Origin of the sequence: Methylobacterium sp. WSM2598, from assembly GCF_000379105.1 — a bacterium.
Taxonomy (GTDB): domain Bacteria; phylum Pseudomonadota; class Alphaproteobacteria; order Rhizobiales; family Beijerinckiaceae; genus Methylobacterium.
Genome location: NZ_KB900609.1, coordinates 4,435,149 through 4,450,688, shown reverse-complemented (window position 1 = coordinate 4,450,688; position 15,540 = coordinate 4,435,149). Strand labels below are relative to the sequence as shown.

Annotated in this window: 17 protein-coding genes; 11 read left to right on the top strand and 6 right to left on the bottom strand. The window is 64.8% G+C overall.

Features of this window, described 5'->3' with window-relative positions:
* Positions 1-6 precede the first annotated feature (6 nt).
* The 6 genes from MET2598_RS41410 (at position 7) to MET2598_RS41405 (ending at position 5,093) form a co-directional block, all read left to right on the top strand.
* The gene (locus tag MET2598_RS41410; protein WP_157182230.1) at positions 7-207 is read left to right on the top strand and encodes a hypothetical protein; all 201 of its coding nucleotides are present in this window, start codon (positions 7-9) and stop codon (positions 205-207) included.
* Positions 204-512: a hypothetical protein gene (locus MET2598_RS0121105; protein WP_018262252.1), complete on the top strand. Its 309-nt coding sequence runs from the start codon at positions 204-206 to the stop codon at positions 510-512. Before MET2598_RS41410 ends, MET2598_RS0121105 begins: the two co-directional genes overlap by 4 nt.
* Entirely contained in the window at positions 512-3,013 is a 2,502-nt protein-coding gene (locus MET2598_RS0121100; protein WP_018262251.1) for a DUF927 domain-containing protein, read from the top strand. Before MET2598_RS0121105 ends, MET2598_RS0121100 begins: the two co-directional genes overlap by 1 nt.
* Positions 3,003-3,818 (top strand): hypothetical protein, encoded by an 816-nt coding sequence (locus tag MET2598_RS38210; RefSeq protein ID WP_157182229.1) that lies wholly within the window; start codon positions 3,003-3,005, stop codon positions 3,816-3,818. Before MET2598_RS0121100 ends, MET2598_RS38210 begins: the two co-directional genes overlap by 11 nt.
* A gap of 253 nt (positions 3,819-4,071) precedes the next feature.
* Entirely contained in the window at positions 4,072-4,368 is a 297-nt protein-coding gene (locus MET2598_RS0121090; protein ID WP_018262249.1) for a hypothetical protein, read from the top strand.
* A gap of 239 nt (positions 4,369-4,607) precedes the next feature.
* Positions 4,608-5,093: a hypothetical protein gene (locus tag MET2598_RS41405; protein ID WP_157182228.1), complete on the top strand. Its 486-nt coding sequence runs from the start codon at positions 4,608-4,610 to the stop codon at positions 5,091-5,093.
* Between the two features lie 66 nt (positions 5,094-5,159).
* Here the strand turns inward: MET2598_RS41405 and MET2598_RS42260 are convergent, their stop codons facing one another.
* The 3 genes from MET2598_RS42260 to MET2598_RS39615 all read right to left on the bottom strand — a co-directional run bounded on the left by MET2598_RS42260 (position 5,160) and on the right by MET2598_RS39615 (position 6,450).
* A complete protein-coding gene (locus MET2598_RS42260) occupies positions 5,160-5,333 on the bottom strand; it encodes a hypothetical protein (RefSeq protein WP_018262248.1) in 174 nt (57 codons plus the stop codon).
* A gap of 204 nt (positions 5,334-5,537) precedes the next feature.
* Entirely contained in the window at positions 5,538-5,849 is a 312-nt protein-coding gene (locus tag MET2598_RS0121080; RefSeq protein ID WP_018262247.1) for a PilZ domain-containing protein, read from the bottom strand.
* A 337-nt stretch (positions 5,850-6,186) separates the two neighbouring features.
* Positions 6,187-6,450, bottom strand: a complete 264-nt coding sequence (locus MET2598_RS39615) for a recombinase family protein (protein ID WP_084673898.1) — start codon at positions 6,448-6,450, stop codon at positions 6,187-6,189.
* A gap of 1,076 nt (positions 6,451-7,526) precedes the next feature.
* On the opposite strand from MET2598_RS39615, the gene MET2598_RS41400 reads away from it, so the two are divergent.
* Positions 7,527-7,937 (top strand): DUF6894 family protein, encoded by a 411-nt coding sequence (locus MET2598_RS41400; protein WP_157182227.1) that lies wholly within the window; start codon positions 7,527-7,529, stop codon positions 7,935-7,937.
* A 76-nt stretch (positions 7,938-8,013) separates the two neighbouring features.
* Here MET2598_RS41400 and MET2598_RS42955 read toward each other — a convergent pair whose 3' ends face one another.
* Positions 8,014-8,949, bottom strand: coding sequence for an HGGxSTG domain-containing protein (locus tag MET2598_RS42955; RefSeq protein ID WP_236728771.1), 936 nt, complete (start codon positions 8,947-8,949; stop codon positions 8,014-8,016).
* Between the two features lie 843 nt (positions 8,950-9,792).
* On the opposite strand from MET2598_RS42955, the gene MET2598_RS39605 reads away from it, so the two are divergent.
* The 4 genes from MET2598_RS39605 to MET2598_RS0121060 all read left to right on the top strand — a co-directional run bounded on the left by MET2598_RS39605 (position 9,793) and on the right by MET2598_RS0121060 (position 13,353).
* Complete coding sequence (locus tag MET2598_RS39605) at positions 9,793-10,524, top strand: sulfite exporter TauE/SafE family protein (protein WP_157182226.1); 732 nt, start codon at positions 9,793-9,795, stop codon at positions 10,522-10,524.
* Positions 10,525-10,666: 142 nt separating this feature from the next.
* A complete protein-coding gene (locus MET2598_RS0121070) occupies positions 10,667-10,912 on the top strand; it encodes a hypothetical protein (RefSeq protein WP_018262246.1) in 246 nt (81 codons plus the stop codon).
* 883 nt (positions 10,913-11,795) lie between these two features.
* Entirely contained in the window at positions 11,796-12,008 is a 213-nt protein-coding gene (locus tag MET2598_RS43835) for a hypothetical protein (RefSeq protein WP_018262245.1), read from the top strand.
* 1,096 nt (positions 12,009-13,104) lie between these two features.
* Complete coding sequence (locus MET2598_RS0121060; protein ID WP_018262244.1) at positions 13,105-13,353, top strand: hypothetical protein; 249 nt, start codon at positions 13,105-13,107, stop codon at positions 13,351-13,353.
* Positions 13,354-13,873: 520 nt separating this feature from the next.
* Here the strand turns inward: MET2598_RS0121060 and MET2598_RS0121055 are convergent.
* Together MET2598_RS0121055 and MET2598_RS0121045 are read right to left on the bottom strand one after the other, a co-directional pair.
* Positions 13,874-14,170: a hypothetical protein gene (locus MET2598_RS0121055; protein WP_018262243.1), complete on the bottom strand. Its 297-nt coding sequence runs from the start codon at positions 14,168-14,170 to the stop codon at positions 13,874-13,876.
* Between the two features lie 348 nt (positions 14,171-14,518).
* On the bottom strand, positions 14,519-15,499 hold the full coding sequence (locus MET2598_RS0121045) for a LysR family transcriptional regulator (RefSeq protein ID WP_018262241.1): 981 nt from the start codon (positions 15,497-15,499) through the stop codon (positions 14,519-14,521).
* Positions 15,500-15,540: the final 41 nt, after the last annotated feature.

The following is a 15,540-nucleotide window of genomic DNA, read 5'->3' as shown; positions in this document are numbered from 1 at the left end:
CTGGCCGTGCCCCAAAACATCGAAACCCCCGCCGAGGCAACGGCGGGGGCTCTGGAAAGTGTCTGTAGATCAGCTGACCTCTCCAACATAAAGCAAGTACCGGCCGAAATCCAGATCCAGGGCAGCGTGCAGCGCCAGAACATCAGCCGGGAGCTCGCCCAAGCTCTTCAGGATCTGGAGTTCCTCATGAACGCGAGACGCGCATGAGTGCGCGTCTCAACTTCAAGTCCATCGCCGCCGCGGCGCTCACCAATGCCGAAGCCATCTGCCGCCGAATCCTGCCCGGCGGCAAGGTGGTCGGCACGGAGTACGTCGTCTTGAACCCGAGGCGGGCCGACACCCGGCCCGGCTCGTTCAAGGTGAACCTGCGCACCGGCCGCTGGGCCGACTTCGCCACCGGGGACCGTGGTGGCGACCTGATCTCGCTCGTCGCGTGGCGCTACGGCGTCCGGCAGATCGATGCCGCCCGGCACCTCGCGACCTTCCTCTCCCTGAACTTGGAGCCACTCTAATGGCCTCCCTCGACGACCTCGCGCGCGATCTCGCGCTCCCGCCGGACCTGGAGCAGAGCGACAGCGACGACAGCAACCGGCAGCACGAAGCCGGTCAGATCGTCATGCCCGTGCCGGGCGGCACCCCAACACCATCGCTCCGGCACCCCAGCTTCGGCGCGCCGTCGAGCACCTGGGCCTACCATGATGCCGGGGGCCGGCTAATCGGCCACGTGCTGCGCTTCGACCGCGAGGGCGGCCGTAAGGAGTTCTGCCCGCTGACACTCTGGCGCGAGAATGGCGGCCCGCGCTGGCGCTGGAAGTCCTGGCCCAAGCCGCGACCGCTCTACGGCTTGGATCTGCTCGCGGCCAAGCCGCACGCCAGCGTGGTCGTGGTCGAGGGCGAGAAGGCCGCCGACGCTGCCCGCAAGGTGTTCGAGCACTCGGTCGTGATCACCTCCAGCGGCGGCGCCATGGCGGCGCGCACGGCCGACTGGCGCCCGCTCGCGGGCCGGCCGGTGCTAGTCTGGCCGGATTGCGACAAGCCGGGTGACGGATACGCCCGCGAGGTCATGGCGGAGCTGGACGCGATTGGCGCCGGCACCATTACGCTCGTGGATGCACGAGCGCTTGCGGCTCGTGTTCCTGCCGGCGGCGCGCGCGAAGTTCCCGAAGGGTGGGATGTGGCAGATGCTCTGGCCGAGGGCTGGGAGCCGCAGCGCTTGCACGAGACAGTCCTCTCCCACGTCGGGCAGATCGAACCGGCGCCGGCCTACATCTCGTTCGACAACTTCCACATGAACTCGGACGGGCTGACCGTCGAAGTCCCAAAAGGCCGGGGTGAGAAACGCACCATCGAGGAGATCTGGTGCGCAGGGTCCTTCGAGGTGATCGGGCGTGCCCGGGACCCGCAGGGACACGGCTGGGCGCGCTGGTTGCGCTGGCGGGATCCGGACGGGCGCCGCCACGAGTACCCCGTCTCCGACGCGGCGCTCCACGCCGAGCCGGGCGCGCTCGCAGCCGAGCTCGCTATCCGCGGTCTGACCGTGGCCCGCAACGGGCGACAGCACCTCGCCGACTATCTCAACCGGGTGAGGGTGGACGCCAGGGTCACCACCGTGACCCGCACGGGTTGGCACACAGTCGCGGACCAGAACGTCTTCGTGCTGCCCGAGCAGGTCATCGGGCAGCCAGCGCGCGAGACGGTGGTGCTGGCCGGCGGCGCCGCCGCGCCGTACTCCTCGCGTGGCACGCTCGATGACTGGCGGGGTGGTGTCGGTCAGCTCTCGGCCGGGCACAGCCGGCTGATGCTGGCGATCTCCACGGCCCTGGCCGGTCCGCTCGTGCACCTCGTTGGCGGCGAAGGCGGCGGCATCAACCTCTATGGCCAGTCGAGCAAGGGTAAGACGACAGCGCTGCGAGCGGCCGCGAGCGTCTGGGGGCGTGGCTCGACCGACCCGGGCTTCGTTCGATCCTGGCGCGCCACGGCGAACGCGCAGGAAGCCACCGCCGCGATCGTGACAGACACCTTGCTGTGCTTGGACGAGATCGGTGTGGCCGAGGGGCGCGACGCGGCAGCCGCCGTGTACCAGCTCGCCTCCGGCGTGGGGAAAGGCCGCTCCGCACGGGACGGCTCGATCCGCAGCCCGATGACGTGGCGGGTGTTGACGCTCTCGACGGGCGAGATCCCGATGCCCGCCAAGATCAGCGAGGACCGCCATCGCCGGGCCTATGCGGGTCAGGCGGTACGCCTCCTCGACATCCCGGCCGATGCGGGACAGGGCTTCGGCACCTTCGATCACGCGGGTGAGGAAGGAGATCCAGCCCGCCTCGCCGACGCAATCAAGGACGCGGCTGTCGGTGCTTATGGCACCGCGGGTCCCGCCTTCGTGCGGGCACTCTTCGCGGAAGGCCACGAGAAGATGGCGCGCGACGTCAGAAAGATCGTCGACCAGTTCGTGGCTGAGCAACTCCCGCCCGATGCCGACGGTCAGGTCAGGCGCGCCGCGTCCCGCCTCGGCCTCATCGCTGCAGCCGGCGAGTTGGCATCAATGTTCGGCATCGTGCCCTGGGAGAAGGGCGAGGCCGCCGCAGCCGCCGCGAAGGCGCTCGCCAACTGGATCGCTGCTCGTGGTGGGTCCGAGCCCGCGGAGGTGCGCGAGGCGATCGCGCAAGTGCGGCGCTGCATGGAGGCGCACGGCGAGAGCCGGTTCGAACCGATGGACGACCACGATGATGACGATGACGATGACGATGACGATAGGCCGGTCTCCAACCGCATGGGCTGGCGGCGCGGAAAGGGCAGCGAACGGGAGTGGCTCGTCCTGCCCGAGTCTTGGAAGGCCGAGGTGTGCGCCGGCCTCGATCCGGTAGCGACTGCTCGGTTTCTGGCGGATCGCGGCATGCTCAAGCGCGATCCGCAGGGCAAGATGCAGCGCTCCGAACGCACGCCCTACAAGGCGGGCCAGCGGGTCTACGTCATCACCGCGGACCTGTTCGAGGGAGGCGATGATGGGCGCTGACCTCCTCGACCTGCTGGGCGAAATCGGCGCTTCCCTCTCAAGCGCTAAATCAGGTGTGGCAGGTGTGGCGGGCGCCGCCACCCTGGCCGGCAACACCGCGCCACACCTTACGCCACACGGTCGGCCAGGGCGAAAAACCCTTACATATCAACGTGCCACACCAGCCACACCTTGCCACACCCAGACTTCTGAAAGTGGAGACTGGCGCCACACCTCGTCGGGTGTGGCGACGCGTGTGGCGGGGGTGCTGCAGGCAGGGAGAGGCGAGCCGACCGCCCCTGCTGACTGGCTTGCGACGTCCAAGGCGGCCGCCGTTATCGCGGATTACAATGGCGATCTCTCCCAAAGGGAGGCGCTGGCCTGGGCCGAGGTCAGGCCGGGAGGTTTTCTGCCAGCTGGTGACGGGCTCGCGCTCTGGCGGGCGGGCTTCGCCCTCCTCAGCCCCGACCACGCGCCCTGTCCGGGCTATGAGCGCGGCGACAGCCAGATTGGATTTGCTCATCGCAAGCCTGACCCCTGCCAAGACTACGGGCTCGGTGACTGGCCACGGGCCTATGACCGTGCTGCCGACTTCCTCGACAGGTTCGGCGAGCAGGCCGAAGAACTGGGCTGGACCACGCCCGAATTGTTCGGCGTGCACCCCCGTGTCGGCATCATCCGCGCCGACCACTGTGGCGGCCTCGTGCTCACGACGGGAGGTCGGGCTGTCGAGCTCACGGCGACGGAGGTCCGCTTCGGGCATTTGATCTATCGCCGCAACCCGCATCGGCCGCGCGGCGTGCCGATCTGGAGCTTCGGACAGTGATCGTGCCCGCCCACGCCCGACAGGCGGCAGGGCGCCCCTCCCGCGCGCCTGAGGCGGCCGAATGACCGTCGCACCTCTCACGGAGCCCCTGCCATGACGCCGCTCGACCTGCGCGCCCGCATTCTCGCAACGCCCGTCTTGCCCCTACATCCCGACGCGCCCTGGCGCGACCCGAACAGGGCCCCATTGATGTCGTCGACGTCGTCAGGCGGGGCGCTGGCCGCAGGAGAAGCTGGCGCGCGAGCGGGAGGCGATGACAGTGTCCTGCCACGTCGACGCGTTCGTCCGCTCGGCCCACTTCTTGAGCTACCTGTGCAGCTATTGCCTCGCCCGGCCCTCGCGCCATCGCAGCAGCTACGAGTGGAAGCACGAGGTCGAGCGCGTATTGGGCGGCTACGTCGGGAACGGCATGTTCATCGCGGCCGCCCTGGCGCTCGGCTTCCCCGTCGCCCGCATCCGCGGCACCCCGAACGCGTGGATCGGGCTCAGTCACCGAGCCTGGGGCGTCGACCGGCAGCGGCTCGGCTCTCGAGGAGACGGACATGGCTGAATCATGAAGCTACGAAGATCAAGCCGACGCCGCCGCGCGACTGTCCTCGCCGCCGTGGCGGCCTCCTTCCGGGGGAGCTTCCCGGGGCAGACAGCGCTTCACTGTGCGACTCGACGGCCGAAGAGACGGTATTTTATGCGAGCCTGAGCCACCACTTGCCCCGCACTCACCGATCAACGATTTTGCATATTCAACAACATGTTTAACCTTGGGCAGAATGTTGGAATTGGAGGGGTGCCATGAAAGAAGAAAGAAAAAAACTTGCTGAGCAGATATTAGATGTATTGCTGGATCTGTTTCCAATTTCCAGCATATCCAAGAAGCTCATAAAATTACCAGCAGGAACTCTAATTGGAAAATTAGTTCACGAGGAGGCTATAAGCATTGTTGATATAGCAAATAAAGTATGTGATCAGATTTACTTTATAAAAGACGAACATACTGATAATTATGGATCTGCCAGAGCAGCCGCGTGGTCGATTGAAAAAATTATAAGAAATTCTGAGCTAGACGCGAAGCGCTTAGTAGAACTTAAACTAGACAAGGAGCTTATACTTGAGTTTCTTCTTAGATACGCGAGTTCTGAGTTGCAGAATGCGTCCGCAGAGCGACAAGCATTTGTAAATCGTGGCTTAGAAACTTTATCATCTGAATTAGCTAGTAATGCTGACAAACCTCCAGGCGTGAATTTAGCGTTCATGCGTGAGGTGTTGCGCCGAATATGAATAGGAGCGACGCCGGCCAGAACGGTGAGAGCGAGCATAGCCGTCGCCCTTCGAGAGCAGGGCCGCTCAGCCGATGTACGGCCACGCCCGTAGGGGGCAGGTCATCTCCGCCGCGAACGGCACGTCAGTTGCTGGCTCGGTCCGCGGGGCAGCGGTATGGGTCGTGGCGAGAGCGGGGGCAACGTGGCTCCAGACGACGAGAACGGCAGCCGCCGCGATGATCCTGATGACGTCCAGCATGAGCAGATCCCCCTTTCGCGGTCGTCGACGACCGTTCATGACGCGGACCTCTAAAGCTGAGCCGTTACAGCGCGATTGCGTCGATTATTGCTCCGCTCGTGACGCTTCAGCATGCGAACCCGCAGCGCCGGCCGTCCTGCGGGCCATCGAACTCGCCGAGCTTGAGGCCGCGGCTCGCGGTGGAAACGCTGCATGACGGACCTGTCAGTCGATGGCTGCAGACGGAACGATGTAGCCGTTTGCGTCGACGGCGATGATGCGCGGTTCGCGCGCGGGCGCCGTGAAAGCCACCCCGGCCTCGTCGCGCCGTCGCCATGTCAGGCGGACGCGCCGCGTCCGCTTCTCTCGCTTGAACGTCAGATCGAACTCGCGCGGGAGAAAGACCGTCTCATTCACGATCAGCTTTGCACCATCGCGAGACCTGTTCGGGATCAGGCAGTCGAAGGTAAGATCGTTGAAGGCGATACTCCCCCACAGGAAGGTCCGATCGCGCGGAGCATTTCGGCGCTCTTGCATGTGTTTCTACCTCGTTTCGAGACAGGGGCGTCGGCCTCCTCACCGTTGCGCAATCGCGGTGCCACCGGAGCAACTCAGCCGCTACCTGAGAAGGCTGCTGTTCCTCGGCTACCAAGCCGAGGGTCTCACCGAGTCCGGTTCGTCGAAACCGCCGGGTCGTTCTCCATGCAGGCGGCCACCGTTCCCGGCTGGCGAGAGGAGCCCCTATGAGCAGTACCGGCACCATCCCAGATGCTGGATCTCTCTCGACGGCGCGGTCGAGTTGCTCCTGCTCGTAGTCGTCACTATTGATAGTACCAGGCCACGGCGAGAGCCGAATGGCTGCGGCGGCCCGGCCTCAACCCGTTCGCAGAGTTGCCGGGTCGCCCACCTCAACATCTAGTCGCGCGAGGATCCGCTGGACATCGGATGTCCTCCATACTGTTGAGCCACGGGCCTTCGGGATGCCGCGTTCGGTTAAAGCGCGGGCGATGCCGCCGGCCGATGTGATGCCGGACGCACGGATCTCAGCGATGACGGCGCTTACCTGAGCGGCGCGGGCATTGGCCTTGGCGGTCCGGGTCGCCCTGCCAGCAGCACGGTCGTCGTCGGTGAGCGGCATGGTCCGATTTCACACGGCAGGGGTCGATGGGCAGCGGGTACGGCAACGCCGGGGCTGGCCCGCCTGCAGGCTCTGCGAGCACTCGTCTCCGAGTGGCCCCGTCGGCAGCACTTCGTCAACCATCCTGCGGCAGGCTGACCGTAGCCGAGCCGATGCCCCCATCCTGCTCGGCCATAGCGGCGGCCCGACAATAACCCGTTCGCAGAGTCTGTCGGGTCGCCGCCTCCGAAATCTGAGACCGCTCACCCGCGTTGCGTATCGGTGTGGGCGAAGGCGCGGCCGGGCTGATCCTGACCTGTCAGCCCGGCCGTCGCACGCCCCCCTCAGGTCGCGCGGGACGGACGCTCGATCCGCCGTTTATGCCGTCACGACAGCCCTTCTGCGTCCGAGGTTCGATGAGCACGTTCACGGTCACGATCCAGACCCCGACCGGCCGGCTCTCGGTTCGACGCGAAACCGCGGAAGCGGCGGTTGAGAGCGGGCGCGTCCTGGAGCGTGAGGGTGTGGCGAGGTTTTTATCACCCCGCCGGGCGGCGAGCCGATGCGGCTGGCGGACTTCTCGACTTCCCTGTCCGCTGATCAGCCGAACTGGGATCCGGCCTGACGGCCCGGCCGCAGCGTCCAGACGCACGAACGCCCGGCGGAAGGTTAGGCCCTTGCCGGGCTTACCGTCCCACGATCCCGTCCCGGCCTTTAGGGGGGCGCCAGCGCCCTTCGGGATGCTGCCGAGTCCTTCCCTACCTCTGGACCCGCTAACGCCGCCTACGAGGCTGCTATTCGCCGCCAGGGCCAACCCCTCGCCCAAGCGGGCGGTCCTGAAGCCTGCAACTGCGATCCTCGACGGGATCTGCACTCTCGACCCCAGCAAGGCCGACACGGCGCGGCCGTCCTCGCAGAAGCATGGGCCGGCCTCGCCGGCCTGCCGGGGGGAGCGACGATGAACGCCACCGCCATCCCGGCCGCTACATCCCGTGCGGCCTTCTTTGCCCCAAAAGGCCAAAGCTTTGCAGATGTCGAGCATGCATCCAGATCGGACGCGCGTCGTTCCTCACGATCGCGTGAAGTGGGGACGCCACGTGCCAACCTTCTTTTTCAACATAATTTCTCAGGATGGTCGTGACATCGATCAGATCGGGCTTGATTTTCCAGATCTCGGCACGGCTTGCCGGGAGGCGCGCAGATCGGTTGTTAGTATATTCTGTGATCTTATGAGAAGCGGCAAAAATCCGCTGCTGTATTTTTTCGAGATATGCGGCATAAGCGGACACATTCTAACAACAGTATATTTTGCAGATGTTATTAGTAAGGGGAGCGGTCGTGCGTGCTCTGCACTTCAAAGTGATCTCAGTCGGATTGAGGGAACCCGCGTTCTCTTCACGAAACTGCTCGGCGACAAGAACGCACTTTTCGCGAATATCCAGGCGCTGAAGGATATGGCGACCCTGGCCCGCCAGGCGTACCCGGACGCTGGAAGGTGGATCCCGTAGTGCGACCAGCACCGGCCGGTGCAGTCACGGTTGATGCCATGTCACGCTGCAACGGCGCCAAGCCCGCTCCGACTCCTCAATCGAACATCGCCAGGACGGCTCGCGCATCCCGCAGCCGTGCCCTGAGCTCCTTCATCTCGGCCGTGCGAAGGCCATGGACGTAGCGGCCGTTCCGCTCACCTCGCGGGGCGCCGCTTCTGGCCGCGCCGCCGTGGATCCGGCACCGCCGCTTCCCCCTCACAGCGGGCGACTGGCACTCCGTCCCACGGCGGGTCCTCGCGCAGCATCGGGGCGCCATCCGAAAGGGCGAGGGCTGCCGGTCCAGCGAGTGCATGAGCTTGACGTCCATTTTCGAGAGACCCCCCACCCCCGGGGCGGCGACGGCGCCGACGATGGCTTGGCCGCCGGGATAGACGTGCACGTGCTCGACCCGCACCATCTGCTCCCCGCCGCGCCGCAGCTTGGACAGCGTCTCCATCTGGGCGGTGTAGGTCCGCAGGAGCTTCACGGCGAGGTTGCCGCACGCCTCCATCACCCGGGGGTTCGTGCTCTGCGCCGCCCGTGCGAGCATCGACATGGCGGCATCGTGGGTGCCGGCCATCTGCACGGCCAACATCGCCTCCGTCTCGTTCTCGGGGTCGACCCCGGACACGACCGCGAGGCCGGCGTTGAGGGCCTGCTCGGCCGTGCCATCTTCCCGCTTCAGGACGCCGACGAGCTGGTTCATGCAGCGGGTCGCGAAGGTGGGCGAGGTGGTGCCGAAGGCGTCGGCGGTCTGGGCCGCGAACAGGATCCCGATGTCGGTCTGCGGCTCCACGACGCCGTCGCGCACCCGGGCTTGGACCCGCCTGCGCCGTCCGAAGTAGCCCTGCATCGAGGCGGCGAGTTCGTCCCGCTCCGGGGTAGTCCGGATGACGGGCTGAGACTTGTCGGACGTCTCAGCGGGCTCGTTGCCAGAAACAGGCTCTTCGGACTGAGGAGGTGCACTGCCGGCGTTGTGCGGCTGATCCATGAAGGTGTTTCCTCCGGCTTGCGGGTAGTCAAGATAACTTCTGAGACGGGATCAAGTCTCCCCTAGGTGCTCATTCCGGTCGAAGATCTGTGGGTATCTCAGCCCCACGGTGGGACGGAGCGCGTAATGTCCGGGCCAGGTTGGCTTCCTGGAGCGGGAGGAGCTCTTCCCGGCCAACCGCTCCCAGCACACGAGCAGAACCTACACCGCCGGCCGGGGGCTTTCCGGTTCAGGCCCGAGTACGGCACGCGTTCGCGAAGCCCAACAGGGTGCCTCAGGCGGCCCGTGGCGCCCATTCTGCCCCTCGCCGGCCGTGTATCCCCTCCGTCTGCACTGCCGCGCCCGTCTATAGCCCTCCAAATCGGCCGCACCCGCTGTCGCCCCTCGATCCGACTCTGGGGCCCCTTCAAGCTGCCGGGACGGCGGTCGGCAGCACCGTCTGCGGCTTCTCCGGCGCCGTCGCGCCCTGTACCGGGCCCGGACGCGGCTCTCGAACGGCTTCGGCGGGACGTGGAGCTGGACGCGTAGCAGCGGGCAGCGGGAGATCAACCAAGACCACGCGACCGCTCAGCGGGTCGAGGATGCGGATTTGCGCCATGCGGCTCCCCTCATGGGAGAAACAGACAGCCTGCCTCGAGTCAGGTAAGACTTCGTTAATGGCTGTCCCGTGCGGCCGATCACACCCGTGCGTCGACGGATAAGAACATCTAGCATCTATGTGCACCTTGTGTGACCACAAAGCTACACAGGAAAACCGGTCTAATCGGTACATCATTTGGATGATGCCAAGCTCATCTATCGAAGGTACGCACGACTGATCGGTATATACACGGGTCTAATAGAGTGATTCTGAGTGGAATCGACCTTCCTATCCTTTGCGCGCTGTTCTGCGGCGGGGTAGTATCGGGCCTGACCGGATTTGCCTTTTCAGCGATAGCGGGTGTCATTCTGCTTCATTTATATCCATCTAGTGTCGCAGTTCCTTTGATGATGTTTTGCCCGTTGTTTTCGCAGGCGGTAAGCTACTTTAAGCTGAGATTAGATTTCGACATGAGAGCGAGTGTGGGTTTGATATCCGGTGGGTGTTTTGGTTTGCCGATAGGGTATGTTGCCTACTCTGCCCTTGATCAGCATCTGTTCCGTATTATATTCGGCGTTTTCGTATCCGCGTATAGCGCTTATATGCTGTGTAAACCATCGTCGCTTAGCTATCGGTGGCTAAGCCACAGATCTATGGCGACATACGTCGGATTACTGGGCGGATTTGTTGGTGCTATAACTGCGATGCCGGGAGCACTGCCGACCATTTGGTGCGATATGCAGGGCTTTTCTAAAGAAAAAAGAAGAGCTTTGACGCAACCGTTTATTATATTCATGCAGATCGCCGCTTTGATAATGTATTTTGTGGGGGGTAAATTTTCTCACGAGTTGATGAAATTTGCGGTCGAGGGAGCTCCAGCGGCGGCGGCCGGTGCAGTTGTGGGTATATCTCTATTCAAAAGAATTAGTGAAAATAAGGCAAGAAAAACTTCTTTGTCGCTTCTTCTGATTTCCGGCGCGATGCTTGTGGGCTAATTAGCGAGAGAAGGCCGCCCTGCCCCGGACCTGCTGGCAGATCCAAGCGCCCTGGGCCTTTCACCGCGTCGAACGAATTCCCCGCGTTGCGCCCTGGGGCGGTCGAGCCAGAATAGCTGTCCCGTTCGGAGCGTCGTCGGTCATGCAGATCCGGGTCGATGATCACTGGCACTACGAGGGCGACCCGGTCGCGCGCGACAAGCGGGTCTACCGCGAGGGGGTGCTGATCGGACGCGTGCGGCGCTGGCAGTTCACCGTGCCGGGGGAACTCACCCGCGAGTGCTTCACGGTCGAGTGCTGGACCGGCAAGGCTTTCGAGGTGACTGGCGAGGCAGAAGCTACCTTCGAAGCAGCTCTTGAGGTGCTCGTGTCCGCGGTGTCGGGGTGAGCCGTCCGGCCGCTTCGGGTGCCTTGTACCTTCCTCGACCGCGACACCGACCGGAACACGGGCCCTGAGGCGATGCCGGCCGCTCCCAGCCGGCCGCCGGCGAGGGCAACCGGCCGAGCGAGTATGGGGTGCTCTTTGCCAAAGCCAACGCCCGCGCTCGGGCGGTCCGTGGAGCTCATCCGCCCGCCCGTCGGTCCCGTACGCCGTCCGCCCCGCCGCGCCCGTCTACGGCCCTGCAACGCGCCCGAACCTCTAGAGCGGCTGCGCCGAGGGGTCGGTGCATGAAGCGGAGTGGCGAGCGGAACCGTCGTAAAGGCTGCCGAGAACGGCAGGGCAACAGCAGTCGGTGCGGCCCACGAGCTTCGAGCAGGTTGTTGCTATCAGGCGTGCAAGGTCCGTGGCAGTAGGACCAGAAAGTCTTGGCATTCCGTGAGGACAGATAATCTGGGTAAGCGACGGGTTATGGGCACAGCGGCACATTAAAGCCGTGGCGCACCCCTCTGATCGACGCCAGAGGTCGTTACCGCCACCAGCGGGCCGGGTGTGAGACGAAGGCCGCCTAGCCCGCTGCTCTGGTCGGCACGATTGTGCGAGGTCCCATGATTGCCACTTGTGAGCGACTGACCATCGGTGATCTGTGCAGGCTTGAAATCGTGACGCGGGAGGAGCTTCACGCGCTGGCTGACAGCTACCTCACGGGCCCGACATCTGGCCTCTGGGAGATTTCAGACGGGATCTATATCGACGTCACTGCAGCGGTCGAGGCAGATTTTCATACTAAGCAAGTCTTAGCTAGGAGCGATGTCTCTCCGCTAGTTCGTGAAATACTTCTTTGTACCGCGATCCTGATGGCAAGGCCGAAATAGCATCCCAGGAGAACATCATGCCGAACCGCAATTACACGACTCGCAAGGATCGTGGCGGCTGGGGCGTCTACTGCCCTCAGACGGGCGCGCCGGTCCGGGTGAACGGACGCGCGCAGACGGGGCTGCCGCTTGAGACCGCCACCGAGCTGGCCGAGTCCCTGAGGCAGTTGGCGGCGGTTGGGACCGAGCCAATCCAGCGGCCAACAGTGGATCGGCGGTCAGCCCACTGAGGGCCAGACGCACGAACACCCGCCGGGACCTCTCGGCCAAAGGTCAATCGCGTGGCTACCGCCGAGCTGCGAGGATCGATGGGCTTGCTCCGGGTGCGCACCGCTCGGAGCGGGCGGGCGGGTCGGGCGTCCTGCAGGCGTTGTGAAAGTCCGACCCGCTACCCCTTGGTGGGCTGAGCAGGCTCGACGTCGGCTGGGTCAGGAACGTAGGCGCACCAAGCGCACCGACCGTTCTGCTCAGCTGCCGGCGCGTTGCGCTGCGAGCAGATGGGACAGACGTGCAGGATGATCCGGCCCCGCAAGAGCGAGGCTTGGCCACGGCCCCTGAACGTCACTTCTTGACTGGCAGAGATTTCCAGTGGCGCTGCCATTGAAGATAGACCGTATTCTTTCTCGCATAAGCTAAAAAAGGGCCGCCCTCAGCAGCGGCCCCAAGTTTAGGGAGGAAACGCCCATGAGGGCTGCGAAACCGCGACTGCGTCGCAATCTCGCAATTACTCTCTATATTGCACTGCAACAAAGTGAAAGGTCAAATTGTGGTCAGCTTGCATGCGGTTTTGGCATAGCTTGCGGGCTTGGCCCCAACACACCTGCGGTGCTCGCATGGGTCGCGAAGGCGCCGAAGCGCCAGGTTGATGCTGCCAAGGTGTAGGTTGTGCTCGCCCTCGCGCGTGACGGCGGCCCGTTCGTATAAATTGGTACTCTGGAACGAATTATGGTGCCTCCGGGCAGTGTTCCGAAGTCCTCGCGCGGGCCTTGAGCCGGCCGCCAGTTGGAGCCCAGTTGATCGGCCTCTGGCGGGGCTTTGAGGGTGGGCGTCTCGACTGTGCTAATCTGCGGGCACCTGCTCCGGGTCCTGATCACCCGGCGGCGGGCGGCGGGCCGGCTCCGATGGTCGCCCTGACAGCCCGGCCCGCACTCGCCTCCGCCTTGGTGGCGTCACCCGCGGGCCGCGGCATCTTCCTACCCTACTTGAAGCGCGGCCCCTACCTGAAGCGCGGCCCGCGGCTCTCTTCGCGCGCAAAGGAACGTCGGCTCCGGAGGGAAAACCTGGCCGGCTCGCACTAAACTGGGTCCGAAGCGATTGGGGGCCCATATGCCGGACACGAACGAGATCGATCCATCCTTGGCCCTGATCGCCGGCCTGGCGGAGGAACTGGCATTTGCCCTCTCGGCCGAGCTCCTCGCCGAGGACTACAAGCAGCCGAGTGCCGCCCTCACGTATCTGGCGCAGGCCAAGGCCCTTCTTGATCAGCGCGGGCATCCAGTTGGACCGATGTTGGCCGAAACGCTCGAGATCGCCATGGCACAGGGCGGCTTGCTGCCGCGCGGGGCAACACCGTGAGCCATGGACTGCCCCTGCACGGCTGACCTGACCCGTATTTTGGACAGGGTTGGGTGAGAGCCGAGGGATGTCTGCTGGACCGCGTTATCACGCCGCAGTCGGGCCGTTCTGTTGCGCCCTAACTAGTCGCTCGCGCTTCACCTAGGATGCAACTGCCCGGTTCGGAACTGGTGCGGCGCGGCCAGGTTCGGCCCGATCACCACGATCCGGCCGCGTGGCGCTCATCCCGAATAAGGAGAACAGAATGCAGGCTATAGATGCCTACAATGTGTTTTCTCGTAAGGAGAAGCCAGCACTCCGTTGCGCTGTTCGGCAAGACCGTCCTGTTCCATATTTTATTCATGCTGCAAATTGGGAGTACACGGAGACGATCTGTGCTGCTGGTTCCCCTCCGAATGGTTTCCAGCCTAAAGCCGCAAGAGAGGCGACGACGACGATCGGCTACTATCTCTTCCATGCTCTCGGAGCCTGATCTGGACGATAATCATCAGGCTCCCCTGTCTTTGGGGGCGCGGTACCCTTATGGATCCATGAGGCGCCTCAGCCCTTCGGCTTTCTCGTTCGCGAACCGAGCCCGCGCGGCGCCATCGGCTCGCAATCCGCGTTCGTTGCACCAGGCGGCGAACTCATCGGGCTCAACGACGACGCGGACCACGGCCACGCCGCTGCGCGTCACCTCGCCCTCCACCTGCTCCGCCGAGACGCGCCAAGCTTCGTGGCTGGTGGGTAGCCGGTCCGCGTCCTGCATGAGGGCTCGCAGTCGCGCGTAATCCTCGGCCCGGTACCAAGGCATGCCGATGCGGCGTGGACGCTCCATCACAGAAACTCCGCCCCCGAGTGCCCCTTGAAGGCATTCGCACGCCGGATGTCCTCGACCATCGTCCGCAAGTCGCGATGGCCCAACCGGTCCATGATCCGGGCCATGTCGGCACCCCGCTCCGCGGCCGTGGTGATGTAGCCAGCCCTCCTTCCTGATCCTGTCCGAGCAGACCGAGATCTGAGATGGGCGCCGCGGTCGCAGCCACCACGGCACCTCCGAAGCGTGGCGGCTACACGGCTCCGATTGACCCCTTGCGGACCTTCTGCCCTGCCTGTTCGAATGTCCGGTCGGAGGGCAGAAGCGGACCTGAAAGCGGCGGCCATGACATGAGCATGTCGTGTCCCATTAGGCAGGTTCCGCGTTCGATGGAGCACCCTCCTCGCCCCCCACGGGCGCGGCAGCCAACATGTCCCACGGAGCTGGCGTCGGGAACACCTCCCCGAGGAAGGCCAGGAACGCCTTCACGTTTGGGTTTCCGCGCCGGCTCTCGGGCCACAGCGCAGTGATGACGGACCGCTCGACCGCGAAGTCCTGCAGGACCGGTACGAGCGCGCCGCGCTCGACATAGGAGGCGGCGATGTAGGTCGGCGAGATGCCGATGCCGCCCCCCGCCGCCAGGATCTTCGCCACCGCGTCGCTGAAGTCCGTGACGATGCCGGCGTCCGGCGTGATCTCCACCACGCGCCCCCCGATCCTGAAGGGCCAGCGCAGGGCCTGACCCGTGCTCTGGAATCGGAAGTTCACGCAGTCGTGGCGGACGAGCTCGTCCGGGTGGGCCGGGGTGCCACGGCGCGCGAGATAACCCGGAGAAGCGAAGGCGCAGAGTCGGTGGGGCGCAAGGCGGCGGGAGATCAGGCGCGAATCGGCGAGCTCGCCCACCCGGATGGCGACGTCGATGCCCTCCTCGATCAGGTCCGAGAAGCGGTCGCCAAGGCGCAGGTCAACTGCAAGCCTCGGATAGCGTTCGCGGAACCGCGGCAAGGCCGGGGCGAGCAGGTGCGCGCCGACCGGGAACGGCGCCGTCACCTTCAGGGTGCCGGCCGGCTCGGATCGCGCCGCCACGGCGGCCTGCTCGATCTCCTCCGCCTCGCGCAGGAGCCGCAGTGCCCGCTCATGCAGATCGCGGCCCTCCGGCGTCAGCGTCAGCGAGCGGGTAGTCCGCGTGAACAGGCTCAGGCCCAGCCGCTCCTCCAGCCGCTGCACGCTCTTGCTGACCGCCGACGGCGAGATGCCGAGAGAGCGGGCCGCCGCGGTATAGCTACCGAGCGAAGCGGAGCGGGCGAAGGCGATAATGCCCGTGAGGCGGTCGAGGCCGATCTGTTCCATGACGGCATCACTGAAGCGAAGATTGGCTCGATTATCAAGCG

Bases quoted from the DNA above. Each gene is read 5' to 3' on its own strand.
- MET2598_RS0121105 (WP_018262252.1), top strand. From the start codon at position 204: ATGAGTGCGCGTCTCAACTTCAAGTCCATCGCCGCCGCGGCGCTCACC.
- MET2598_RS43835 (WP_018262245.1), top strand. From the start codon at position 11,796: ATGCCGAACCGCAATTACACGACTCGCAAGGATCGTGGCGGCTGGGGC.
- MET2598_RS41405 (WP_157182228.1), top strand. From the start codon at position 4,608: ATGAAAGAAGAAAGAAAAAAACTTGCTGAGCAGATATTAGATGTATTG.
- MET2598_RS0121090 (WP_018262249.1), top strand. From the start codon at position 4,072: ATGACAGTGTCCTGCCACGTCGACGCGTTCGTCCGCTCGGCCCACTTC.
- MET2598_RS0121070 (WP_018262246.1), top strand. From the start codon at position 10,667: ATGCAGATCCGGGTCGATGATCACTGGCACTACGAGGGCGACCCGGTC.
- MET2598_RS42955 (WP_236728771.1), bottom strand. From the start codon at position 8,949: ATGGATCAGCCGCACAACGCCGGCAGTGCACCTCCTCAGTCCGAAGAG.
- MET2598_RS0121060 (WP_018262244.1), top strand. From the start codon at position 13,105: ATGCCGGACACGAACGAGATCGATCCATCCTTGGCCCTGATCGCCGGC.
- MET2598_RS0121100 (WP_018262251.1), top strand. From the start codon at position 512: ATGGCCTCCCTCGACGACCTCGCGCGCGATCTCGCGCTCCCGCCGGAC.
- MET2598_RS0121080 (WP_018262247.1), bottom strand. From the start codon at position 5,849: ATGCAAGAGCGCCGAAATGCTCCGCGCGATCGGACCTTCCTGTGGGGG.
- MET2598_RS0121055 (WP_018262243.1), bottom strand. From the start codon at position 14,170: ATGGAGCGTCCACGCCGCATCGGCATGCCTTGGTACCGGGCCGAGGAT.
- MET2598_RS42260 (WP_018262248.1), bottom strand. From the start codon at position 5,333: ATGCTGGACGTCATCAGGATCATCGCGGCGGCTGCCGTTCTCGTCGTC.
- MET2598_RS38210 (WP_157182229.1), top strand. From the start codon at position 3,003: ATGGGCGCTGACCTCCTCGACCTGCTGGGCGAAATCGGCGCTTCCCTC.
- MET2598_RS0121045 (WP_018262241.1), bottom strand. From the start codon at position 15,499: ATGGAACAGATCGGCCTCGACCGCCTCACGGGCATTATCGCCTTCGCC.
- MET2598_RS39615 (WP_084673898.1), bottom strand. From the start codon at position 6,450: ATGCCGCTCACCGACGACGACCGTGCTGCTGGCAGGGCGACCCGGACC.